At 54.2% G+C, this 24,359-nt stretch carries 24 protein-coding genes and 1 other annotated feature; of the genes, 2 read left to right on the top strand and 22 right to left on the bottom strand.

What is annotated here, in order from left to right:
• Positions 1-3 precede the first annotated feature (3 nt).
• The 4 genes from IJ22_RS04290 to IJ22_RS04275 form a co-directional block, all read right to left on the bottom strand.
• Positions 4-2,595, bottom strand: a complete 2,592-nt coding sequence (locus tag IJ22_RS04290) for a ComEC/Rec2 family competence protein (RefSeq protein WP_335338479.1) — start codon at positions 2,593-2,595, stop codon at positions 4-6.
• Between the two features lie 65 nt (positions 2,596-2,660).
• On the bottom strand, positions 2,661-3,173 hold the full coding sequence (locus IJ22_RS04285) for a deoxycytidylate deaminase (protein ID WP_062407496.1): 513 nt from the start codon (positions 3,171-3,173) through the stop codon (positions 2,661-2,663).
• 15 nt (positions 3,174-3,188) lie between these two features.
• Entirely contained in the window at positions 3,189-4,481 is a 1,293-nt protein-coding gene (locus tag IJ22_RS04280; protein ID WP_062407494.1) for a homocysteine synthase, read from the bottom strand.
• A gap of 97 nt (positions 4,482-4,578) precedes the next feature.
• Positions 4,579-5,088, bottom strand: a complete 510-nt coding sequence (locus tag IJ22_RS04275; protein WP_235594253.1) for a ComEA family DNA-binding protein — start codon at positions 5,086-5,088, stop codon at positions 4,579-4,581.
• A gap of 108 nt (positions 5,089-5,196) precedes the next feature.
• On the opposite strand from IJ22_RS04275, the gene comER reads away from it, so the two are divergent.
• Positions 5,197-6,078, top strand: coding sequence for a late competence protein ComER (gene comER / locus IJ22_RS04270; protein WP_062407490.1), 882 nt, complete (start codon positions 5,197-5,199; stop codon positions 6,076-6,078).
• 48 nt (positions 6,079-6,126) lie between these two features.
• Here comER and leuS read toward each other — a convergent pair whose 3' ends face one another.
• The 17 genes from leuS to IJ22_RS04185 all read right to left on the bottom strand — a co-directional run bounded on the left by leuS (position 6,127) and on the right by IJ22_RS04185 (position 23,056).
• The gene (gene leuS, locus IJ22_RS04265; protein ID WP_062407488.1) at positions 6,127-8,574 is read right to left on the bottom strand and encodes a leucine--tRNA ligase; all 2,448 of its coding nucleotides are present in this window, start codon (positions 8,572-8,574) and stop codon (positions 6,127-6,129) included.
• Positions 8,575-8,628: 54 nt separating this feature from the next.
• Positions 8,629-8,875, bottom strand: a binding site (T-box leader).
• 307 nt (positions 8,876-9,182) lie between these two features.
• Positions 9,183-9,977: a class I SAM-dependent DNA methyltransferase gene (locus IJ22_RS04260; protein ID WP_062407486.1), complete on the bottom strand. Its 795-nt coding sequence runs from the start codon at positions 9,975-9,977 to the stop codon at positions 9,183-9,185.
• 75 nt (positions 9,978-10,052) lie between these two features.
• A complete protein-coding gene (locus IJ22_RS04255; protein ID WP_062407485.1) occupies positions 10,053-10,952 on the bottom strand; it encodes a CvfB family protein in 900 nt (299 codons plus the stop codon).
• Positions 10,949-11,296: a ribosome silencing factor gene (gene rsfS, locus IJ22_RS04250; protein ID WP_054818531.1), complete on the bottom strand. Its 348-nt coding sequence runs from the start codon at positions 11,294-11,296 to the stop codon at positions 10,949-10,951. The genes IJ22_RS04255 and rsfS overlap by 4 nt, the downstream gene beginning before the upstream one ends.
• 30 nt (positions 11,297-11,326) lie before the next feature.
• Positions 11,327-11,920, bottom strand: a complete 594-nt coding sequence (gene yqeK / locus IJ22_RS04245) for a bis(5'-nucleosyl)-tetraphosphatase (symmetrical) YqeK (RefSeq protein ID WP_062407483.1) — start codon at positions 11,918-11,920, stop codon at positions 11,327-11,329.
• Positions 11,910-12,497, bottom strand: coding sequence for a nicotinate-nucleotide adenylyltransferase (locus IJ22_RS04240; RefSeq protein WP_062407481.1), 588 nt, complete (start codon positions 12,495-12,497; stop codon positions 11,910-11,912). Before IJ22_RS04240 ends, yqeK begins: the two co-directional genes overlap by 11 nt.
• 52 nt (positions 12,498-12,549) lie before the next feature.
• Entirely contained in the window at positions 12,550-12,843 is a 294-nt protein-coding gene (yhbY, locus tag IJ22_RS04235) for a ribosome assembly RNA-binding protein YhbY (RefSeq protein WP_062407479.1), read from the bottom strand.
• Between the two features lie 45 nt (positions 12,844-12,888).
• Positions 12,889-13,758, bottom strand: a complete 870-nt coding sequence (locus IJ22_RS04230; protein ID WP_062407476.1) for a shikimate dehydrogenase — start codon at positions 13,756-13,758, stop codon at positions 12,889-12,891.
• Between the two features lie 52 nt (positions 13,759-13,810).
• Complete coding sequence (yqeH, locus tag IJ22_RS04225) at positions 13,811-14,941, bottom strand: ribosome biogenesis GTPase YqeH (protein ID WP_062407474.1); 1,131 nt, start codon at positions 14,939-14,941, stop codon at positions 13,811-13,813.
• 7 nt (positions 14,942-14,948) lie between these two features.
• Positions 14,949-15,443, bottom strand: coding sequence for a YqeG family HAD IIIA-type phosphatase (locus tag IJ22_RS04220; protein WP_062410855.1), 495 nt, complete (start codon positions 15,441-15,443; stop codon positions 14,949-14,951).
• Positions 15,444-15,565: 122 nt separating this feature from the next.
• Entirely contained in the window at positions 15,566-17,797 is a 2,232-nt protein-coding gene (locus IJ22_RS04215) for a transglutaminase TgpA family protein (protein WP_235594252.1), read from the bottom strand.
• Positions 17,794-19,038 carry a DUF58 domain-containing protein gene (locus tag IJ22_RS04210; protein WP_201023590.1) on the bottom strand — a complete coding sequence of 415 codons (1,245 nt, stop codon included), beginning with the start codon at positions 19,036-19,038 and terminating at the stop codon, positions 17,794-17,796. The genes IJ22_RS04215 and IJ22_RS04210 overlap by 4 nt, the downstream gene beginning before the upstream one ends.
• Before the next feature lie 2 nt (positions 19,039-19,040).
• A complete protein-coding gene (locus IJ22_RS04205; protein WP_062407473.1) occupies positions 19,041-20,000 on the bottom strand; it encodes an AAA family ATPase in 960 nt (319 codons plus the stop codon).
• 304 nt (positions 20,001-20,304) lie between these two features.
• Entirely contained in the window at positions 20,305-20,670 is a 366-nt protein-coding gene (gene spoVAE / locus IJ22_RS04200; protein ID WP_062410852.1) for a stage V sporulation protein AE, read from the bottom strand.
• A gap of 10 nt (positions 20,671-20,680) precedes the next feature.
• Complete coding sequence (gene spoVAD, locus IJ22_RS04195; protein WP_062407471.1) at positions 20,681-21,694, bottom strand: stage V sporulation protein AD; 1,014 nt, start codon at positions 21,692-21,694, stop codon at positions 20,681-20,683.
• A complete protein-coding gene (spoVAC, locus tag IJ22_RS04190) occupies positions 21,695-22,174 on the bottom strand; it encodes a stage V sporulation protein AC (RefSeq protein ID WP_062407469.1) in 480 nt (159 codons plus the stop codon).
• Between the two features lie 21 nt (positions 22,175-22,195).
• Positions 22,196-23,056, bottom strand: a complete 861-nt coding sequence (locus IJ22_RS04185; RefSeq protein WP_062407467.1) for a DUF421 domain-containing protein — start codon at positions 23,054-23,056, stop codon at positions 22,196-22,198.
• Positions 23,057-23,194: 138 nt separating this feature from the next.
• Here IJ22_RS04185 and IJ22_RS04180 point away from each other — a divergent pair, with 138 nt between their 5' ends.
• Positions 23,195-23,401: a DUF1657 domain-containing protein gene (locus tag IJ22_RS04180; RefSeq protein WP_054818526.1), complete on the top strand. Its 207-nt coding sequence runs from the start codon at positions 23,195-23,197 to the stop codon at positions 23,399-23,401.
• Between the two features lie 370 nt (positions 23,402-23,771).
• Here the strand turns inward: IJ22_RS04180 and IJ22_RS04175 are convergent, their stop codons facing one another.
• Complete coding sequence (locus tag IJ22_RS04175; protein ID WP_235594251.1) at positions 23,772-24,299, bottom strand: L,D-transpeptidase; 528 nt, start codon at positions 24,297-24,299, stop codon at positions 23,772-23,774.
• Positions 24,300-24,359 lie beyond the last annotated feature (60 nt).

Below are 24,359 nucleotides of genomic sequence, written 5' to 3'. Positions count from 1 at the left end.
GTCTCATTCCTTCATTTTTGTGCGCATATATATTTTGCCCTCGCGAACGGTCATCTGCACCTCGCCGTGACGGTCGGTGCGGTGGACGCTCACCCGATGCGCGGCCAGCCGCTCCAGTACCGAAGGATGGGGATGCCCGTACACATTCTTCACTCCTGCGGAAATCACGGCATGCCTGGGCCGCCACGCCCTCAGCCACAGCTCGGAGGTAGAAGATTTGCTTCCATGATGCGCTACTTTCAGCACATCAACAGGGGGTTCCAGAAGCTTCGACGTCCCCGGCTCCAATGCCGACCACCGTTCCAGCAGCTTCCGTTCAGCCCCTTCGCCGATGTCCCCTGCAAACAGCCACCGCGTCCCGGACATCTCCATAAGAAACACGATGGAGCTCGGATTCTGGTCCTGCTCCAAACGCAGCCCCGAACCGTCCGCTTCCCGGAACGGATACAGAAAATGGAGCACCGTACCCTGTCCCTTCTCCAACCGGTCTCCGGCACGCGCATCGACAAGCTGAATACCGCGGTCCAGCGCGGTTTGGAACAGCTTCTCCACCCCGGCAGCCGGCTTCAGCGTCCCGTTAAAAATCAGCCGTTTCACCGGGATTTGTTCGATAACCGCCTGTAAACCGCCAAAATGGTCGACATCCTGATGGGTTAGAATCAGCTCGTCGATGGTCTGGACACCGCGTTTTTTGAGCAGCGGCACGAGCAGCTTCCGGCCGACTTCATACGGATCCCGCCGCTGCTTCCATTCCTCGCCCGGCTTGCGAAAGGATAAGGTACCCCCGCCGTCGATCAGCAGGCTGCCGCCGTTTCCCGGCGGCTGGATCAAGATGCTGTCCCCTTGACCGACGTCGATAAAATGCACTCTGCCCTCCGCCTTCTCCCGCCGGGGATCGTAACCGGTCCACAACACCGCGGCGAAGCTAACGATTACGGCCGGCAGCAGTACATATCGGATCCACCGCCGCGCGCGCTCCCGGCCTCTATGCTCCGCCATGGTATACAGCATAGGCTCAGTCTTTTCCCCTGCTTCCTGCGAATCCCGCTCGCCCAGCATCAGCACCACAAGCAGCGCCAGCAAACCGTAGTACATCAGGATCCATACCGGTTCCGGGCTCGGCCAAATGGTTTGAAACCACTCCGATCGGCTGGACCCGTCCACAATCCAGAACAGAAGGGTATTGACCTGACTGACGAACCAAGCAAACGGTTTGGCGATATAAAGAGAAAGGAAAGACAGCAGCATCGCCGCCGTCCCCGCCGGCATAACGATCATACTGAATACCGGAACAAGCAAAAAATTAGCCGCAAAAGAAAGCAGCGAAAATTGGCTGAAATAATAAATCGTAAGCGGAAACGAAACGAATTGCGCTACGACGGTAATGGAAACGGCATCGCGCAGCCTGGGCCGCTTCAAGGGAAGCAGCTTATTCATCGCCGGGACGCCCAGGATGATCCCCAGCGTCACCAGAAACGACAGCTGGAAGCTGACGTTCACCAAATAATACGGTTCCCATATCAGCATCCCGACACCGGCGATCAGCGCAATATGCAGCCCGTCCTTCAACCGGTGCCGATAGGCCGCATATAAGCCGATCATGGCCATGATCCCCGCTCTCACGATGGAAGGCGCCGCGCCCGTCACGGCGATATAGACGGGCATCAACGCAATGGCCGTGAGCAAATACGTTTCACGCGTGAAACCGCACCGGCGCATGAGCCAAATCAAGCAGGCGAGAAAAATCGCGACATTAAGGCCGGAAATGGCGATAATGTGCGTAAGTCCGAGCCGCGAGAATTGATCGAAGAGCTCCGGGTCGATGTCATCCTCCAGACCGATCAGCATGCCTTTCATAAAGCCGCTCTGTTCCTCAGGAAACAGCTGCTCCACTTTGGCAGCCAGCTGCTCGCGAAACCGGTCGTTTGCGCGAAGAACCAGCCAGCCTCCCCACTCCCCGAAGGCGGGTGGGGTCACGCTGATTCCATCCAGTCCTTTGGCCGTCATTTGCCAGTGGATGTGCTGAAACCTTAAATAGTCCCGGTAATCAAAGCCCCCGAAGTTACGGGCCTCCCCCAGCCGCAATAACGTCCCTTCAAGCTCAATCTTATCCCCTCTTTGCCAATGCTTCGCCATTTCCTGTTCTTCCTGCTTTACTAGACGGATCGAAAACTGAACAAGCTCCCCTCGACCCCCATTCTCCGGCGGAAAACCCTCCGCGAGCGATACGCGATCCGCCTTCGCCTGAAAAGAAACCCGGTCACCGTCTACCTCCACAGGAGTCATGATTCTGCCTCGAAATCCCGCTCCGTTCGTCTCCTCAGCCTCAAGCCGGATCAGACTTCTGTTGCCGGCATCATACTCTCCGTACCATCCGGCCGCTGCCAAAGCGATCAGCATACCTGCGAACCAGGCCGAGCCCCTCGGTTTAAGCATGAGCACCAGGCAGCAAAAAATCCCGGCGCCGAAAGCAAGAAACAGATTCATCCAGGCCATCGGGTATACCAAGGCTACGGCATACCCCAGCGTCCAGCACAGGGCAAGCATGACGATAGGTCTTCTCCCGATACCTGTCAGCTCCCTTCTGTTTGCCAACAAAAAAACCTCCTTCCGAACACATGGCTAACCATGTCCGAAAAGAGGTTCTTCCTCCAAGTGATTTAATTTGTGACTTCCGAGATCGTGCTTGCCGGCGGCTCGTACTTCTCCAACTGACGGAACGTAAGTTTTTTTTGCTCCATCAAGGCGCTTACCTTGTCATGATCCTTCGGATAAGCCCGGTGATACACGATCTCTGAGATGCCGCTGTTCGCCAGCATATTGGCGCAGGTCCAGCACGGCTGATCGGTTACATACACAACCGAGCCTTCCCGGTCCTCGCGATCGGTGAACAGGAGCAGATTTTGTTCCGCATGAATGGTCCGGATGCACCGCTGCTTTTTGACCACCTGTTCTTTCCCTTCAGCAGGCACCAGTTCAATTTCTTCCACCAGCATGCAGCCGGCCTCCGAGCAATCGGGGACGCCCGAGGGGGCCCCATTGTAAGCCGTGCCCAAGAGCTTTTTCCCTTGAACCAGCACCGCGCCCACATGTCTGCGGTTGCACCTTGAACGGGTGGATGCCATATAGGCGATATCCATAAAGTACGTGTCCCAATCTTTGCGGGCTGTCATGTCATGCTCGCTCCCTTATTTCTGGCTGGTTTGAATCGCTTGATTCAAGTCGTAGATGATGTCTTCAATCGCTTCCGTGCCGATCGACAGCCGAATCATGCCGGGGCTGACGCCTGCGGCCGATTGCTCCTCTTCATTGAGCTGCTGATGCGTTGTGCTGGCCGGATGAATGATCAGCGATTTCGAATCGCCCACATTGGCAAGGTGAGAGAACAGCTTCACGGCGTTGATCACCTTGCGTCCGGCTTCCACGCCGCCCTTGATGCCGAACGTCAAAATGGCTCCCTGGCCTTTAGGCATATATTTGCGGGCCAGATCATAGGAAGGATGGCTTGGCAATCCGGCATAGCTTACCCATTCGACCGCGTCGTGCCGCTCTAAAAATTCAGCTACCTTCAGTGCGTTTGAGCTGTGGCGTTCCATTCTCAGATGCAGAGTCTCCAGACCCTGCAGCATCAAAAAAGAATTGAAGGGAGAAATGGCCGCCCCCATGTCGCGAAGAAGCTGCACGCGTGCTTTAATTATGTATGCGACCGGACCTAGCGCATCCGTATAAACAAGTCCATGGTAGCTGGGATCCGGTTCGGTCAGCCCGGGAAATTTGCCGCTCGCCTTCCAGTCGAAGCGCCCGCCGTCTACAATGATGCCGCCGATCGATGTACCGTGGCCGCCGATGAATTTAGTGGCGGAGTGAACGACGATATCCGCACCGTGCTCTATCGGGCGGCACAGGTATGGACTTGGGAAGGTATTGTCCAGGATGAGCGGAATGCCGTTCTCGTGGGCGATGGAAGCCACCGCTTCGATATCCAGCACATCGCCTCTCGGATTGCCGATCGTCTCCGCAAATACCGCCTTCGTGTTCGGCGTAATCGCTTTACGGAAGTTCTCCGGATCGCTCGGATCGACGAAATGTACCTTGATGCCGATCTTGGGCAGAGTGATCGCGAACAGATTATATGTACCGCCGTATAAGCTGGCCGACGACACAATCTCATCTCCCGCTCCGGCAATATTCAGGATCGAGTACGTAATGGCGGCTTGTCCGGATGCCGTTGCCAGAGCGGCAAGTCCGCCCTCCAATGCCGCGACGCGCTTCTCGAACACATCCGTCGTCGGATTCATCAAGCGGGTATAAATATTGCCGAATTCCTTCAATCCAAACAGATTTGCCGCATGATCCGTATCCCGGAACCCGTAGGAAGTCGTCTGGTACAAAGGCACTGCACGAGCCATCGTGGCAGGATCAATCTCTTGTCCAGCATGGACAGCTAATGTTTCCAGCGCGAGCTTGCGTTCTTCAGACATCAAATACGTCCCCCTTAATCATAGCATAAAATGAATAATCGTACCTATTTTCGCATATTTCCCCCCAAAATGAAAGCGTTGTCTATAAAATACTCCGCTATGGCTCTACGGTGACATGAGGCTTGATCTTCTCCAAGGTTTTCGCACCGATTCCTTTGACCTCAAGCAGCTGGTCGGGGGAGCGGAATTTGCCGCCTAACCGCTGACGAAGCTCCAAAATGGCCTGCGCTCTGCTTGGACCGACACCGGGCAGATCATCCAGCTGCTCCGCCGTCGCCGTGTTCAGATTCAGCTTGCCCGACTTCGCAACGGCCTGATCCGCCTCCTCTGCGGCGGATGAACCTTTCCCTTCCAAAGTGGATTTGGGGAGCTCCGGCGCAGGCCCTTGATCTTCCACAGGCTTTGTTTCCGGCGGCTTTCCCTCCTGCTGACCGCCCGGAACCGTCTGCGATGGGGGCTTTTGCTCCGCTTGTTCCAGCAGCAGCCTGCGCATTTCCGCATCGGCGCTAATGAAGCTTGACGCGGGCGGCTCCGCCCATTTAGGATAAATCATCAGCAGTGCCGCGGAAAGACCGACAGCAAGCGCGATCAAAGCGATTCGCATCATCCCGCTCCCCCTTTCGTTGATCCCATCTTCATCACCTCTTTTTATTGGTAAATTGATGCATAAATTCATATCCTCCCTGATATACATGAAGAAACAGGAGGGATCGTCATGCGAGTAGGTTTCATCGGAACAGGCAGCATGGGCAGTATGCTTATTGAAACGTTCATCCGCTCCGGCGCTGTAAACCCGGAGAACGTGGTGGCGACCAACCGGACCATCGCCAAAGCGGAGCTTTTGGCAGCGAACTATCCGGGCTTGCAAGTTGCCCGTTCCAATAAAGAAGCGGCTTCTCAAGCCGATTTGCTGTTTATCTGTGTCAAGCCTCTCGAGTTCAAAGATGTCATTGAGGAGATTCAGGCTTTGTTGACACCCGAACAGATCATCGTTTCGATCACCAGCCCGGTGCTGATCCGGCATCTCGAAGCGCTGTTGCCCTGCAAAATCGCCAAAGTGATTCCGAGCATCACAAATCATGTACTCAGCGGAGCGACACTTTGTATTTATGGGGACCGGATGAAGGCCGAAGATCAGAAACGGCTCGAAAACTTGTTATCCCGCGTAAGCGCTCCGATTCGCATATCCGAGGAACACACCCGAATCTCCTCCGACCTGTCCAGCTGCGGACCTGCCTTCCTCGCCTTCTTCATTCAAAAGTATATCCAGGCAGCCGTCTCGGCCACCGGAATTTCCGAGGAAGAGGCGACGCGGCTCGCCAGCGAAATGACGCTGGGGACGGGCAAGCTGCTGACAGATGGAGGATTTACTCCCGCCGCGCTGCAGCAGCGTGTAGCCGTACCCGGCGGAATTACAGAGGAAGGACTCCGTATAATGGAAAAAGAGCTGTGCAGCGTCTTTTACGACTTGATCCGCACAACTCATGCCAAATACGAAGAAGATTTGGAAAAGGTGGAAGCCCGCTTTTTCGGGACCAAAGCCGATGAAGAACGCGATGCTTTCACGTCTTTTCCTTATGAACCGCCGTGCCCGTAGCCATCCGGGGGGCGGTTGTTTTTTTGATGCTTGCCCGTTTTATCCTTTTTATCCTGCTACAATATTGACCAGCTTGCCTTTGACCACGATGACTTTACGGACCGTTTTACCCGCCGTGGCATCCTTCACTTTATCCAGATTCACAGCCAGCTCCCGCATAGAAGCTTCATCGGCATCGGCCGCAACCGTCGCGCGCTCAATGATTTTACCGTTCACCTGAACGACGATTTCCACCTCGTTATCTACGGTCCAGGCCTCATCATAGGTCGGCCATGGTTCATAAGTTACGGTATCGTTATGGCCCAGCTTCTCCCATAATTCTTCGGCCAGATGCGGCGCAAGCGGAGAAAGCAACTGCACAAAGTGCTCCATAGCCGCTTTCGGAAGACGATCCGTCTTGTAGGCCTCATTCACGAAGATCATCAGCTGGCTGATCGCCGTGTTAAAGCGCAGCGCCTCAAAATCCTCGGTCACCTTCTTGATGGTACGATGCCAAACCCGTTTGAACGCCTCGCTGCCCTCTTCCTCACTGCTAATTTTCGCGCTTAATTGCCCGTCCTCTTGGATGAACAATCTCCAGATCCGGCTTAAGAAGCGGTAAGCCCCCTCTACGCCGTTGGCGCTCCACGGCTTTGTCGCCTCAAGCGGACCCATGAACATTTCGTACAAGCGCAGGGTATCGGCTCCGAATTCATTGACAATGACATCGGGATTGATGACGTTCCCGCGGGACTTGCTCATTTTCTCATTGTTCTCGCCGAGGATCATCCCTTGATTGACCAGCTTGTGGAACGGTTCCTTCGTATTCACTACGCCGAGATCGTACAGCACCTTGTGCCAGAAGCGCGCGTACAGCAGATGGAGCACAGCATGCTCCGCGCCCCCGATGTACAGATCGACCGGCAGCCACTTGCGCTGCAGCTCCGGAGAGCAAATTTCCTTATCGTTCTTAGGATCGATAAAACGCAGGTAATACCAGCAGCTGCCCGCCCATTGCGGCATCGTGTTCGTCTCGCGGCGGGCCTTCATGCCGGTCTCCGGATCGATGGTATTGACCCACTCGGTTACGTTCGCCAGCGGCGATTCTCCTGTGCCGGACGGCTTGATTTCGTCGACCTCCGGCAGCAGCAGCGGCAGCTGATCCTCCGGCACGGTTTTCATCGTCCCGTCTTCCAGATGAAGGATCGGAATAGGCTCGCCCCAATAACGCTGGCGGCTGAACAGCCAGTCGCGCAGACGATAGGTCACTTTGCCCTGGCCTTTGCCGTTATCCTCAAGCCACTGAATCATGGCTCCGATGGCCTGTTCGTTGTTGAGCCCGTCCAGGAAGCCGGAGTTCACATGCGGACCGTCGCCGGAATAAGCCTCTTTGGACAGATCCCCGCCCTGCACCACTTCAATTATCGGAAGATCATACTGTTTGGCGAACTCCCAGTCCCGTTGGTCATGTCCCGGCACCGCCATAATGGCTCCCGTTCCGTAGCCCGCCAGTACATAATCGGCGATCCAGATCGGCACCTTGCTGCCGTTCACCGGATTGACGGCATAGGCTCCGGTAAAGACTCCGGTTTTCTCCTTGGCCAAATCCGTACGCTCCAGGTCGCTCTTGCGGGCGGCACGCTCTTGATATTCCTTCACCGCCGAGGCTTGTCCCTCCGTCACGATCCGATTCACCAGCTCGTGCTCCGGCGCCAAAACGCAGTATGTCGCTCCGAACAGCGTATCCGGACGAGTCGTGAACACCTTCAGGCTGTCACCCTCATGCCCGTCGATAGCGAACGTCACTTCCGCTCCTTTGGATTTACCGATCCAGTTGCGCTGCATGTCCTTGATGCTTTCAGACCAATCGAGTTCCTCCAGATCCTCCAGCAGGCGTTCTGCGTACTCGGTAATCTTCAGCACCCACTGACGCATCGGCTTGCGAATGACGGGATGGCCTCCGCGTTCGCTTTTGCCGTCGATCACCTCTTCGTTGGCGAGGACCGTTCCCAGCGCGGGACACCAGTTGACCGGGACCTCGTCGACATAGGCGAGACCTTTTTTATAAAGCTGGATAAAAATCCACTGCGTCCACTTGTAGTAATCGGGATCGGTTGTGCTGAATTCGCGGTCCCAGTCGTACGAGAAGCCGAGCGATTTGATTTGTCTGCGGAAATTATTGATATTCTTGATCGTAATGTCGCGCGGATGCTCCCCTGTATCGAGTGCATGCTGCTCCGCCGGAAGACCGAACGCATCCCACCCCATCGGATGCAGTACGTTGTAGCCGCGCATTCTTTTGTACCGGGACACAATATCGGTGGCCGTGTACCCTTCCGGGTGGCCTACGTGCAGTCCCGCGCCGGAAGGATACGGAAACATATCCAGGGCGTAAAATTTGGGCTTGCTATCGTCGTCCAGCACCTTGAACGTTTTGTTCTCTTCCCAATAGCGCTGCCACTTCGGTTCAATCGCCTGCGGGTTATATCCTTGCTGTTCTTTGACTTCCTGTGCCATGTTGCTTTATGCCTCCTTCGAATAAAAACAAAAAAGCCCTCGCCTCTAGCCTTAGCTAGGGACGAGAGCTTTGCTTCCCGTGGTACCACCCTAGTTGACAGCCGGCATGCTTTGCCCCTGTCCACTCCAGCCCCTTAACGCGGGGAATACGATCCGGCTAGGTCTCGGACCCTTCTTCCGACGATCCTTCCCTTCACCTTCTGGCTCCAGAACGAGTTCGCTGCGACCACAACCGATTCCCACCAACCATCGGCTCTCTGAAATACGGCGTACAGCTACTGCTTTCTGTCATAGCCTTGCAAACGATCCAATTAAATTTCATTATATGTAAAACCGTTCCTGTGTGTCAAGCAGGACGCCATCGAAAGAAATCGCCCTTCCGGCACGATAGTCCTCTTTGCCGGGGATTCCAGAAAGACTTTTTGTACATACTGTATAAAAAGTGTGTGCTGGAGGTTGCCGCCGATGCGAGGATTACTGAACGGTTTGATCTTGTCGCTGCCGCTCTGGGGCATGATTTTGAGCGCTGTGCAGCTGATTTTGCGGTTGATCGAAAAATAGTCCGGCTCGTCATCCCCCGCCTGTTTCCGGCCTCGAACAGGGTCAGCCTATTTTACCGCCACAAAAAACACCCTCTGCGTATTTTCCGTAGGTGGCTCCCACGTAAAATCCCCGTAGCAGGCCGTTTCCCGGAAACCGGCTTCACGCAGCTTCTCCCCAAGCCAATCCAGAGAATAAGCACGCTGCAAATGCAGCTCCTCCACCCGATGAAAGCGTTCTGTCACCGCATCGTCGGATCCCGTTTCGAGCATTTCTCCTTCTCTGACGAAAATCGTTAGCGCATGCTCGATCTCACAGCGTCCCGGGTCAAAATCGCATGTCCATATATACGCAATGTCCTCTTCGTTCAGAGTAAAGGGCTGCGATTCGGCATACGATTGCAGCTGATAAGGGGTGTGCATGTCAAACAGAAATACACCGCCCGGCTTCAACCCCGCATAGGCTTGCCGGATCGCCAGCACGACATCCTCTTCCTCCAGCAAATAGTTGAAGCAGTCGCAAAACGAGATGACCGCATCCACAGGACGGTCCAGCTCCCAATCGCGCAAATCCTGCTGCAGCAGCATCAGCCCGCCTCCGGCAGGGAACGGTGAATGCCGATGCACGCTGTCCGCCTTTTGCTGAGCGACCGCGAGCATATCTTCCGAGAGGTCGATGCCGATCACTTCGAAGCCCTGCTGCGCAAGCGGTATCGCCAAGGCTCCCGTGCCGCAGCCAAGGTCGACGACGGTCCGGGGAACACCATACTTGTCCCAGCATTGTCCGGCAAACCGCATCCATTCCTCATAGGGCATATCCTCCATCAGACGGTCGTAAATATACGAGAACCGCTCATAAGCCACACGGCAAACCTCCTTGTCTTAATGCATCATCAGTATCCTCCCGGCGCAAGAAAAAACCGGCACCTCAGCGCTTCTTCACTGGGTAACCGGCTCTGTCGGATCCTGCTTCAGGTAAGTCCAGCTGCCTTCCTGATAAACCAAGCCTTCTTTCATCAGCTTGCCGATGGCGCGTTTGAATGCCGATTTGCTTATGCCAAAACGCTGACTGATCAGATCGGCAGGCGTTTCGTCCGAGTAGGGCATGGCCTTGTTCGGCCGTTCATGAAGAAACGCCAGCAGCTTTTCCGCGTCCTCATCCCGCCCGACTTCCTTGCGTTCGCGCATCGTACAGTTCACGTTCCCATCCTCGCGCACGAATGTCACGCGAACCTTGACCTGCTCGCCTAACCGCAGCAGTCTTGTCCGTTCGGAGGAATGGATGAAGCCGATGACTCCGAAGCCGACCACGCCTCCGTCACAGACGACGAACGTACCCATCTGCAGGGGCTTGTACACCCTTGCTTCCACCCATTGGCCTCGCCAAGTGGCCGGAGCATCGAAACACAGCTTTTTCAAATGCTCTTCCCCCGCTGTTTTAGCCACGAGCCGGCCCTGACGGTCGTGCGTCAGCACGACAAAGACCTTGTCACCCACCTTTGGACGAAGCTCCTTAAGCTCAGGAAGCTCCTTAAACGGCAGCAGCAAGTGCCGCCCCAGCCCCATCTCAAGAAAGCATCCAAAGCGCGGATGAATATCTGCGACCTCTAGCAGCGCCACCTCGCCAAGCCGAATCAGAGGCTTTCGCATCGTTGCCGCCAGCCGGTCCTGCGTATCGTGAAACAGGAACACGTCTACTTGATCCCCGGGCTTCACTTCCCCGGCCGTTTCGCTGTAATGCAGAAGCACGTCCTGCGTCCCGTCGGTCAAAAAATAGCCGTTGGGCGGCACTTCCCTTGCCACTTCCAACCGCCGGATCGTACCGGCTTCAAGTCTCATACCCGCTCGACCACTTTCGCGTCGGACCAAAGACGCTCGATGTTATAATATTCTCTGTCATCGCGATGGAAAACATGAACGACCACATCGCCAAGATCGATGAGCACCCAGCGCGCCGTATCCATCCCTTCCAATCCGCGAATCCGCACCCCTTTTTCCTCCGCTTTCTTGCGGATTTCCGCAGCAATCGCCTGTACTTGTGTCTCGGAATTCCCGTGGCAAATGATAAAATAATCCGCAATCAGCGATATTCCGGACAGATTCAGGGTAACGATGTTTATTGCCTTTTTGTCTTCGGCCGCCTCGACCGCAAGCGTCATAAGCTCCTCCGGTTGTACCGTCATCTAGTTTCCTCCCTTAACTATACAAATGTTTCAGCTCTTCTGTACCATTCCGCCGTCCTGCTGCTCCAGCTCTTCAATCAAACCATTGCGAGCGGCCAGCGTCAGCGGATATATCCGTTTTCCTTTATCCAGCAAAAACCTTATCGTTCCGTCAAATCCGGCAAGCAGCGCCTTCTCTAAACTATATTCGGCGATTTCGCGAATATTATGCACGCCTGGAAAGTCCCGCCCGGGCTCCATGTAATCGGCAAGGCAAACCACCTTGTCCAGCAGGGTCATCTGACCCCGCCCCGAGGTATGGTAGCGAATCGCATCCAGCACCTCTTCATCCTCCACACCGTACCGTTCACGAGCCAGCCAGGCGCCCGCATGCGCATGCCAAAGCTCCTTGTCATATTCCAGAAGATCAAGAGGCAAACCGTTTTCCCGAATAATCCGCGCTTGCTCGTCCACCCGCCAATATTTGCACACATCGTGGAGAATAGCCGCCAGATCCGCTTTGACAGGATCCGCTCCGAACCGCTCCGCCAGCCTGACAGCCGTTTCCATCACGCCCAGCGTATGCACCCAGCGCTTCTCCGGCATTTGCGAACGGACCGATTCCATCAGGTCTTCACGCTTCATAAAGACGATTCACCTCGATATAGTCATTTACCCGGTCGGGCACCATATAACGCACCGACCGGCCCTCCGCGCGCCGCTGTCTGATCCCCGTAGAGGATAGCTCAATTTGCGGCATAGAGGCTAAACGAACAGCCTTCCTGATCGGGGCAGGCAGTGCATCGCAGCCGGTTTCATACCCCGGGCGGCGCAATCCGACAAAGGTCACATGCTTGATCAGCTCGTCGATTCTGTACCATTTGGGCAAATACTGCACCATATCCGCTCCAATGATGTAATAGAACTCATGTTCAGGGTACCGGGAACGGAGCATGAGTACGGTCTCGATGCTGTAGGATATGCCGCCTTTGCGCAGTTCGACATCCGATGGCTTGAAAGCCGGGTGGTCTTCTACGGCAAGGCACACCATCTGCCATCGCTGCTCCGGAGAAGCTCCGGGAGCCTGTTCCTTATGCGGCGGCATGGACGTTGGCATAAACCAAACCTCATCCAGCTCCAGCTCCTCGTAAACGCTCTGGGCTGCGATCAAATGGCCGATATGAACGGGATCGAAGGTTCCTCCCATCAGGCCGATTTTCATCCGGCTCCCCCTCTTTGCATTATCCATCCCGGCTTCGTTTGAAGCTTAAAGCTTATACCGGAAGCTCGATCGTTTTTTGTTCTTTGGATTCTTTATACAGCACAATGGTTTTTCCAATGACCTGCACAAGCTCTGCACCCGCGCCGTCCGAGAGCTCCGCCCCCACCTCTTTAGGATCCTCCAGGCAGTTGTTGAGTACCGAGACCTTGATCAATTCCCGCACCTCCAGTGCCTCGCTGATATGGCGGATCAAATGATCGTTCACTCCTCCTTTGCCGACCTGAAATATCGGGTTCAAATGGTGCGCCAGCGAGCGCAGATACCTCTTTTGTTTACCTGTTAACATGCCAGTCCTTCTACCTCTATTCTATGGATGAATTCCATGATTGACTTAAGTTTGCCGCTCTTCAAAAGACTGCAGCACCGCTTCCCGCATGGCTGCAACCGGAGCCGGGAGACCGGTCCAGTATTCAAACGCATAGGCGCCTTGATAAATAAACATGCCCAAGCCGCTGTGAACGGTCGCTCCGCGAAGATCCCGGGCTTCTCTTAAAAAACGGGTAACCAGGGGATTATACACCAAATCGCTGACCACCGTTCCCGGCTTGATCAGCTCTACGTCCATAGGCACCCCGTCCACATTCGGATGCATGCCGAGCAGCGTATTGTTCACAATCAGCGCCGCCTCGCCAGCCAGCTTGCCTGCCTCGTCCAGTCCGTGACCGGATACGCTTCCGAACCCGCTCATGGAAGCCGCAAGCTCCAACGCTTTCTCCTTCGTCCGGTTGGCAATCCAGATATGCTCCACGCCTTCCTTGACCAATGCGTAACCGACGCCGCGTGCGGCGCCCCCCGCTCCGATCATCAGCACCTTGCGGCCTTTCAAATCGATGCCCGTTTCTTCTTTGAGCGAACGGATGTAACCGATGCCGTCGGTATTATATCCGATCAGCTTGCCGCCTTCGTTTACAATCGTATTGACGGCGCCGATGACGCGGGCTGCTTCATCGATCTCGTCCAAATACGACATCACCTCCACTTTGTGCGGAATCGTGACGTTGACCCCCCGGAACTGAAGCGCCCGAATCCCTGCGACCGCGTCCTTCAAGGTTCCCGGCAAAATGTGAAACGCCCCGTAAGCCGCATTGAGCCCTGTTTCTTCAAATGCCCTGTTCAACATGATCGGAGATTTCGAATGCCGGATCGGATCCCCAAAAACGCCGTACAACATCGTATGACTATCCAGCTTGTGCTTGCTCATCGTTTCCCGTTCCTCCCATTGGCTGCCATTGCAAACAATCTGAAGCAAAAGTTTAAATGAGCGGCTCCCTGACGGCAACCTTTACGCCCTTAGGCACGTGAATAACCAGATCCGCTCCGGCCTCGCCGTTCACTTTTACCCAACCGATTCCGGAAATGGATACATCCAGATTCGAACCCTTCGGAATGCGTACCGGATGCTTTACCCACTTCGGCAGCTTGTCCAGCTCCTCCCTGGCAGGCGGTGACAGAAGCCCGCCCTTGTGCTCCTCGTACAGCTCATCCGCACGCTCCAGCTTGGTCCGGTGAGCCTGAAGCGCATTGGATATATAGAAAGTAAAGGACTGCCGGGCTCCCTGTACAAAATCAAACCGCGCAAACCCGCCCAGGAAAATCGTCTGCCGCTCGTTTAGCTGAAACACCAAAGGCTTGACCGGCTTGTCCGGCATCAGCTTCGCCAGATCTTTCTTGCTCACAAGCTCCGTCAGCCGGTGTTGATAGACAATGCCGGGCGTGTCGATGATGGATGCGCCGTCCTCAAGCGGAATCCGGACAAGATCCAGCGTCGTGCCCGGGTATTGCGAAGTCGTCAGCTCCGCGTCCAGGTCGCTGTAATCCCGGATCAGCCGGTTAATCAGCGTCGACTTGCCTACATTCGTTGCGCCGACCACATAAATATCACGGCCGCGGCGGTGTTTGTCCAACGCTTCAATGACCCGTTCGAAGCCCATGTTTTTCTTTGCGGAGCACAGCACGACCTCGGCAACCTTCAGTCCCGCTTCTTTCGCCTGGCGCTGCACCCAGTTTAAGATCCGGTTATAGTTCGTCGCCTTGGGCAACAAATCGATTTTGTTGACTACAAGCACAATCGGGTTATTTCCGACGAAGCGCGGAAGTCCCGAAATCATGCTCCCCTCGAAATCGAACAAATCGACAATATTGATAACAAGCGACTGCGTCGAGCCTACATGCGTAAGCAGGCGAAGAAAATCATCCTGATTTAAAGTAATACTGGAAGCTTCGTTGTAATGCTTTATGCGGAAGCACCGTTGGCAAATGACCGGCGTTCGCGTCAGCGCCTGCTCCGGCACATAGCCGAGCTTCTCGGCGTCTTGGGTTTGGAGCGCCACGCCGCAGCCTGTACAGTGTAACGCATCTTCTCTCATTTGTTTTTGATCCGTCATGGATTCCCTACCTTTTCATGATCGTTAAAGCCGCTTTCTCGATTCGGCGGTTTACCTTCGTAAAAAACCCTTCGTCGCCCAGCGAAATCGGAACCACCAGAATGGTATACAAGCCCATCCGGTTGCCCCCCAGCACATCCGTCAGCATTTGATCGCCGATCACAACGACCTCTTCCGCCCTTAAATTCATCATCTGCAGCGCTTTTCGAAAGGATGCGCTCGAGGGCTTTTTGGCCCGGTAAATAAAAGGCAGAGATAACGGCTCCGCGAACTTGGTCACCCTCGTCCGCTGGTTGTTGGAGACGACGACCACCTGAAAGCCCACGTGCGCCACTACCTTGAGCCAATCGATCAGCTCCGGCGTAGCCAGCGGCGCCTTGGCCCCTACCAGCGTATTGTCCAAATCCGTAATGATGCCCCGATACCCCTGCTCCCATAATTCGTCGAGTTTTATTTCATAAATCGAATTCACTTGTTTGCGTGGAATCAGCTTTTTCAGCAAAGCGTTCACCTCGAAAGACATTAGGCTGTATACGTCAAACTATACCATAATACTCCTTTTTGTTGCAAAAAGGAATACCCTCAAAGGCCGGCAGCCCGAAGCCGTCCAGCCTTTGATTCAAGCTACATCTGAGAACGAAGCTTTTCTACGATTTGCGTCGTTTGACGCCAATCCTCTTCGGTAATTTCCGCATTCCCGTATTTCGCTTTTTCAAAAACAGAAAGCACGGCATCCAGCTCCGATTTCATCCATCCGCTTTGCTTCGTCCAGCGCTGCATCGCTTCCCGGAGCGTTTCGTATTCCTCGCGCACGTAGCCGTTGCGTCGGAAAATACGGAGCAGCCGCTCACACTCCACAATGACTTTCTGCTTCATCAGCGAAGCTCTGCGCCTGCGCTCCCGCTCTCTCCACAGCTCGATGAGCTGAAATTTCCAAACCAGAAAAGCGGCAAGCAGTGCAGCCACAGCAAGGATGCCTCCTGTGGCGACATGATGCGGCCCGACGACGGGCGTATTTTCTTCCGTCTCGGTTACGATGGGACCCGGAGCTTCGGAAACGTCGACTGCAGGATTGGCCTCTGCCGTCGCCGTTGGCAGAGCGAATCCGGCGGTCGGCTCAAACGGAATCCAGCCATAGCCGTTGAAGTAGACCTCCACCCAGGAGTGGGCATCCGAGTTCCGTACGGTATACACTCCGCCGGCATCGGTATTGGCCGAAACCTCGTCGGGGAACATGCCGAACAATTCCCCGTTCATTTCCGCCGCACCGGAAGCATAGCCCTTCACCCAACGGGCCGGCAGGCCCACAGAACGGGCCATCACCACCATGGCAGTGGAATAATAGTCGCAATACCCCTCCCGGATTTCAAACAAGAAGCGGTCGACGAAGTCGCGGCTGCGGCCCTTGGACAAGTCGGGTCTGTTCGTATAAGGAAAATTCAACTGGAGATACTGCTCGATTCTCTTGGCTTTATCGTACGGATTCGCAGCCTCTCTGGTAATCTCGGCTGCCAGCGTGCGCACACGTTCGGGCAAATGGTCCGGCAGCTGCAAAAACTCATTCATCCCCTGCCGTACCGGTTCCATCGGCAGTGCGCGCAAAGCCGCCTCGTCGACAACCGGCATGTGGGACACCACCGTATACGTCTTCGGATAAGGCTGATGCTCGCCGTATCTCAGCTCCGACTGCCGGGCGGACCATTGCAGCGCTTCAAATCCGCTCTTCGCTCCGTTAATGCCGGTTACTTTTTGCACGGCATAGGCGCCAAAGAAAACGGGATACCGCTCATCTGTGAGCATGGTCACCGTTTGCGTCACCTCAACGGTTTTCCGATTTCCCGCCGGATACCTCGGATCGGCAGGAACGGGAGCGTCCGGGCGCACGTTATTCCAGGCTCCCCGGCGTTCGCCGTCGCTTTCCTCCCAGCCTCTCCCGGTATAAAGCGAACGGGTTTCACCGCGCCAATAGGCCCTGTGCGTCGTTTCTACGGTCATGACCGGCGTGTAGTCAAATTGGAACCCTGCGCCGAGATTAGAGTCGTTGCGGCTGTAACCGGAAGAAGAATCCGTCGCGTCCACAACAGCAGATACCTGGATTCCCTTGCCGGTTGTAAAATTCATCGGCTCCCCTTTGAAATTGCGCCATGCCGTATAAGGATCCGTTAGCGTCGGACCTACCTCCGGCATCAGCGCCCCGATAAATATGGTCAGGGATACGAGTGAAACGACCGGAATCGCAATCGATGCCGGGTAGTCGGCCAGCTTCCGCCAAGCCGACGAATCCTTGCGCCGAAGCTGCATAAAGTGGCATAAAATCAGCAGGAACAGCCCGCAAGCGACAACGACAGCCACCTGCGGCCATAAATAAATGGCCGAAAACGAATCGCGGATGCACATCGCCAGAACCGTCAGAACCAGCAGAATATAAATCCGCCACTTTGCTTCCACCCACCAGATCGTAGTCAAATAAGCGACCCAGGCGCCAAGGGCGAACCATAAGTAAGGCGTAAGATCGTACAGGTTCAAAAACAGCTGGGAAGATAAAAAGCTGGAGAACGGCATGGGCTCGATCACCTCGTACCGTTCGAGCACCTGGATATTGATAACAATAATGGCACCGAGCTCCAACGCGCCGCGAAGAAGCCAATGGATAAGCGGAACATGCTCCATTATAAAAATGACGAGCAGCGTCAGCTGAACGATAACAACCGTCTCCTGCAGCCACAGGCCGTCTTCTTTGGAGAACCAGATCGTAAACTGAAGCAAAAACAAGCCGCACAACAGCACCGTAACCCGATGCGGCCAATCGTGAAACAACAAGCGCTTCCACCAGGCAAGCGGTTTTTCGTTCATCATCTCCCACCTCCCAACTGGAAAGGCAGCTCCGACAAATGCTGCACCGCATAACAAACGATGCCGCGGGACTTGAGCTGCTTGACCCAAGCTTCCCTGCGGGCGGCATCCGGGTTGACCCACAGATGGCAGGGTTTCATTTGCTGCTGCTTGAGCCAGACAAGCAGCTCAAGCATGCCATCCCCCGAAACCGGACTGATCAGCTTAATGAAGCTGCCCGGCGCAAGCATATGGATTTTCTCCATCAGCACCTGCCGCGCGCCGTATACTCCGTCCGCCTCCACATCAATGAGATGCTGCATTACGGCATGGTACTGCGCCTGCCCCGGTCTCGGTTCAAAATACTTATCGTCCGCCCCGCAGGAAATAAGCCCAAGAGCCAGGCCGCGATGAGCGCCGTACTGGAACATCGAGGCGGCCGCCGAAACCGCCAGCTCGAACGGATCGGGATCCTGATAAGACCGCAGACTGCGGTCCAGAAACAAATAGGTCTTGGGAAGCGATTCCCGCTCAAACTCCTTCGATTTCCAGGTTCCGGTCTTGGCGGTCGCATTCCAGTGAATCCGCGAGAGCCGGTCTCCGTAAATGTATTCGCGGACACCATTAATTTGTGTGGTTTCCCGCGCGGCACGTGTCGTCGAGGATTGGTGATTGGTTCCTTTAACCATCTGATGAAACTGCTGCCATTCCCGTATGGGCACGGTTTGCGGAAGAACAGAGATGCTTTGAGGCAGCTCAAGCTCTCCCTTATGCTTGAACAACCCAAACACGTCCTCGGTTACGCATTCCGTGGTCCCGAACACATAGTGCCCGCGGCGCATCGCCGGCGTTTTGTACTCCCATTGCGCGCGTCTTTTCCAATCGGGCACAACCGTCGCCTCAAACGTCAGCTCCCGGCCGCTTTTATGAACTAATCGATCCTTGACGAACAAGTAAGGCATCGGCCAAAATCCCGGGATTTGCAGCTGGATTGTCACTTCAAGGGTGCTGCCGGCTTCGATCGTCGTTCCGAATTCGTTGTGCTTCAGCGTCCGGATTCCTTTCGTGCGCTTGATCCCGCTCCACTGGCCGAGCAGCAAATAAACGCTGAGTATAAATATGATAACAAACAGCATCAAGGCCAGCTTTCCGCCCTGAAACAGCAAAAATCCCAGGCTGCCCAACAAAACCGAGAGCACGGCCCAGAGCTTGCGGCTGGACCCCAAGCGTCCCGCCAGCTTAAAAGCGAAAGAAGGTCTCAGCATATTCACTTCTCCAAACGTACCGGCACTTTCACCTGTTGAAACACCGATTGCAGCACCGACGATACGGTGACCCCTTCCATCCGTGCTTCCGCCTGCAGGATCATCCGGTGTCCAAGCACATAAGGCCCCAAAAATTTAATATCGTCCGGAAGGACGTAATCTCTTTGCTGAAGCAAAGCGAAGGCTTTGACCGCCTGCACCAGCGCCAGCGTCGCACGCGGGCTCGCTCCCAGATAGATGGACGGATGTTCGCGGGTCAGCCGGATAACGGATACCAGGTACCTTGCCACCGCTTCATCCAGATGAACCTGCTTCACTTGCTCTTGAATGGCCAAAATCTGCTCCACTTCCGCAACAGGCTCCAGAGCATCCAACGGGTGGGATATGCTTTGGGATACGATCATTTTCGTTTCCGTTTCCGCATCGGGATAGCCGAGACTGAATTTCATCATGAAACGGTCCAACTGGGCCTCCGGCAAAACATAAGTACCCTCGAAATCGATCGGATTCTGGGTTGCCAGCATCAGGAAGGGTTTTGGCAGATCATGGGACTCTCCATCCACCGTAATATGCCTCTCCTCCATCGCTTCCAGCAAGGCGGACTGCGTCTTGGTCGTTGCCCGGTTGATTTCATCGACAAGCAGGATGTTGGTCATGATCGGACCCGGACGGAACAAAAACACTTCCTCCTTGGGATGATAAATGGAAACGCCTGTAATATCGGTAGGAAGGAGGTCGGGGTTGCATTGGATGCGGCGATATTGGCCGCGGATCGATTTGGCGAGCGCTTTGATCAGCACGGTCTTGCCTGTGCCCGGCACATCCTCAAGCAGCACGTGGCCCCCTGCCAGCATCGCGGTTAAAAGCAGCTGAATTTCTTCTCTTTTTCCGAAAATGCAGGATTCCAAATTTGCCTGTATCCGCCTAATCGCCAGTATATCTTCTCTGATCATCGTCTCCATCGTCCGGCCTCCTTAATAAGTCTTAACTAAGCATGAATTAAATTTATTACGCAAATAAAGAGCCTAAGGTTCTACAAAATCGTGTCGATTTAACAAATGAAATCAAATTGTAATGCTATTGTAACAATTGTAACATGTGCACAAAATACAAGAGACTTACTTCCTATTGTACAGGAATCAGGAACCGGAGTACACGTATAAAAATGATTTTGAATGATGGCAAAAAAGCCCCGAAAACCTCAGGGCCGGGCGTTGGCGCCGCGCGCTTCCAAGGTTCTCGGAGCTTCCGTCTCCGCTGCCGCCGTTATCCTTGCGGCTTGAATACGAGGGCGGCCAGGAATGAAAAAATGATGGCCGCAGAAATCCCCGCGCTGGTTACTTCAAAGATGCCCGTGATGATTCCGACTGCGCCATGCGTTTTCAATTCGCTCAGCGCTCCGTGCACAAGGGAATTGCCAAAGCTGGTAATCGGCACGGTAGCCCCGGCGCCGGCAAACTCGATAAAGCGTTCATACAAGCTTTTGTCGCCGATCTGAATGCCGTCCACGATGGCTCCGGCTACCACCAAAGTGGTCATGGTATGCGCCGGCGTCAGCTTCATGATATCCATCATCAATTGCCCCAGCACACAGATCGCCCCGCCGATGAGAAAAGCCCAGACAAACTGCATCCAATTCATGCTAATTCACCTCGCTTTCAATCGCTACCGCGTGTGCAATGCAGGGAATGCTCTCCCCCTGCTGAAACGAAAGCGGGGAGAGCAGCGCTCCCGTCGCAACGATCAGCACCCTTTTCAGTTCTCCCTTTTGGATCCGTTTCAAGACGTGACCGTAGGTTACGGTAGCCGAGCAGGCGCAGCCGCTCCCTCCCGCTTGGACGCTTTGCTTTTCCAAATCGTACATCATCAGACCGCAGTCGTAGTAACGGGTCTGCTTGATCGGCACCTTATGCTTTTCCAGTAATTCGCATGCAATTTCATAGCCTACACTCGCCAGGTCGCCTGTTAAAATCAAGTCATAATAGCCCGGCTCCCGTTTGAAATCACGGAAATGTGACTGCAGCGTATCGACGGCCGCCGGGGCCATCGCCGCACCCATATTAAAAGGGTCCTTGATCCCCATATCAATGACGCGCCCGATCGTAGCTCCTGTTACGACCGGTCCCTTGCCCCGGTTCCCCACAACCGCACAAGCCGCTCCCGTAACCGTATATTGGGCGGTGGGAGGCTTCTGCGAGCCGTATTCCGTAGGGTAACGAAATTGCTTTTCCGCGGTACTGTTGTGACTGCACGTTCCCGTTAACACTTGATAGCCATAGCCCGAATCCACGATCATGGAAGCCAAAGCCAATCCCTCCATCGAAGTAGAGCAAGCGCCGAAAATACCGAGATAAGGAATTTGCATCGTCCGCACGGCAAAACTGTTGCTGATGATTTGGTTCAACAAGTCGCCGCCGACATAAAATTGAATATGCTCCTTGGTCACCCCCGCATTCTCCAATGCAAGCTGGGCAGCTTCTTCCAGCATTTTTTTCTCGGCTTTTTCCCAACTGTCTTGTCCGAGCTTGGTATCGGCATGCACAATGTCGAATTCGTTTCCCAGCGGTCCGTTGCCTTCATCCGGCCCTACGATGGTCGCCGTTCCCATGATGACCGGACGCTTCTTGAACTCCCAGCTCTGATATCCCTTTAGCATTTAACGGCCCTCCATTCCAAGAATCAAGTGAATAAGGCCGATGACGAAGGCCGACACGGTTCCGAATACGATAACAGAGCCGGCCAGCTTGAACATGTTTCCGCCGACACCGAGCACGTAGCCTTCGCTTTTATGCTCCAAAGCCGCAGAACATATCGAGTTGGCAAAGCCCGTCACAGGAACGGCGGACCCGGCGCCCGCCCATTGGGCGATTTTATCGTATACCCCAAAGCATGTCAGCAAAACCGAAATGAAGATGAGCACGGCGGCCGTCGGGTTGCCAGCTGTTTTCTCTGTGAACCCGAACCACCGGATGAACACTTCCATTATTCCTTGGCCGATCAAGCATATAAAGCCTCCGACCGCAAAGGCCCTCAGGCAATTTTTCAGCACCGGCCGGGCCGGCTCCCGCTTTTTGGCAAGCTCTTGGTATTCCTGCTGCGTCCAGGTCAATTTCTTCATTTTCGATTTGGTGGTCATTTTCGCATCCCCCTTTTCTGTTCAGCGTTTCAATAACGGTTCGACCTGCCCGATAATGTCTTTTATTTTCTCCATACCTTGTTCATACATTCGTTTTGCCTCTTCGTTTGTCGTAGACAGCCCGAACAACGCCAGATCCGCTTCGCACTTTTTTAAAGTAGCCAGCAGCAGCGGCTTTTGATTCATTGGCGGAACCTTCAGCATATCGTCGTATAAATCAACATACAGCTGACCATACGAATCCACTTGTCCGACAAACACATTTTCCAAGGTAACGCCTATTTTCTCCAATTCCGTTTGAAGCCATTCCCGGCTGAGCCCTGCCGTAGCCAAAGGCTCGTCCCTGATTTTCCCGTCAATAATGACCGTCTGGCTTTCCCGCTGCGGCGCAACCCGAATGCCCAAATGCTGCGGAGTCAAAGGCTGTTGTTCCTGCTTTAACAAAACGCTGAGATCCCCGCTTGGCTCAAGAACGGCAAACTCCGCATCAGCCACGTTAAAGACACCTTTGATCCGCAGCTGCTCCAAAAGCTCATCGGCGGTATAACGTTCTTTTTTCAAATTGTCTTCCATAATTTTTCCATCCTTGATCATCACGGTTCCGGTGCCGTCGAACCATTTCCGCAGCAGGTTACTTTTTAAGGCAAGGATTTCGAGGATATAAGGAATGGAAAACCAGACTAAAAGTCCCATCACGCCGTACATAAAAGGCGATTCGAGATCAATGGACATAAATCCGATCAGTTCACCAAGCGCAATACCGAGTATGTATTCGAAGTAGGTTAACTGAGAAATTTGCTTTTTGCCAAGTATACGGGTGATTAAAAATAAAATCGTAATGGCTCCTGCCGAACGGATCGCGATATGCGCCCAATCATGCAATGGATTCTCTCCCTTTCCGGTGGTTAAAACGTAACGTTTCAATTATTTGCCGAAATCCCTTTTGTTATTAATAGGAGTTTTTTTACATTCATAAATCCTCAAGACTGAGCCATATTATTTTTTGTGGAGGTGATATCAATGACCGTTGCATCCCAAGTAAAGACGACGCTGGCATCCCTCAAGAGCGCGCAAGCAAGCCTTGAAAGCTTTGCGTTAGAGACGCAAAATCAGGAAGCCAAGACGCTGTTTGAAAATTGCGCCCAGCAAACACAAGCGATTGTGGATCAAGTCAGCTCACGCGTGCAGCAGCTTGAAAATGAAGAGCCGCAATATAAAGGATTCTAAAATCATACAGCCCGGTCCACCCTAAAGCGGATCGGGCTGTTTCTTCGTCAGAGCGTCTTCTCTTTCCGGTCAATACAGCAGCAAAAGGGTGATCACCAGCAGTAAAAAAAGCAAGATAATCAGCAGCACGGGCATGGACTGATCCATAGTTGACGCCCCCCGTCCGTGAAAAATTTTGGAGGTTACTCTATGGTATGCCTTGCGGCAGCAATTGCGACATCATTCGCCCATCGCTTTGGCTGAAGAAAATTTAACCCCGTCCTTTTAGGTAAAAAAAGAACCCCTTTCGGAGTCCCTTTTCAATGGTTGCCCGGTATGACCCGCTGATTTGCCCGTCGCAGCCCTACCTGACCTTTTACCGTTAAGCCTGCTACTCCCGAATAATCACCACGGTGCCCAGCGGAATATGTCTGAACAGCCATTCGACATCTCTGTTATGCATCCGAATACAACCCGAAGATGCGCTGCTGCCGATCGAATACGGCCGGTTGGTTCCATGAATACCATAGGTATAGCCGCCCGTTCCCGGCACATTAATCCCCATCCACCGGCTGCCGAGCGGATTGCGCGGATCGCCGCCAGGGATTCGCTTGCGCACGTACCATGGCTTGACGATCTTGGTGACAATATGAAAGCGCCCTGTAGGAGTGAGCTGCTTTGTCCGGCCGGTAGCGACAGGAAAGGAATACGCAACCCGTCCGTTCAGAACTACGGTCAACCGGTTCGAGGTCTTATTGATGATCAAATAGACGCCTTCTTCTGCCAATCCATCCGTTATTTCGATTTTGGTCTTGTCCGATTTCGGAGCCGCGGCCAGCGGCTGTGCCAAGAGGGAGGCCGACAAGGTCAGCAGGAATAGCATGAAACAGAGTTTGAAGCCGCACGCTATCTTTCTCAAGCTGCTCATCCTTACGTTTAAAATATAGTGCACGGGGTTCGTCTTATTATGCCTTATCCG

The sequence above is a fragment of the Paenibacillus naphthalenovorans genome (genome assembly GCF_001465255.1).
Taxonomy (GTDB): Bacteria; Bacillota; Bacilli; order Paenibacillales; family NBRC-103111; genus Paenibacillus_G; species Paenibacillus_G naphthalenovorans.
This window is presented reverse-complemented; position numbering and strand designations above follow the sequence as displayed.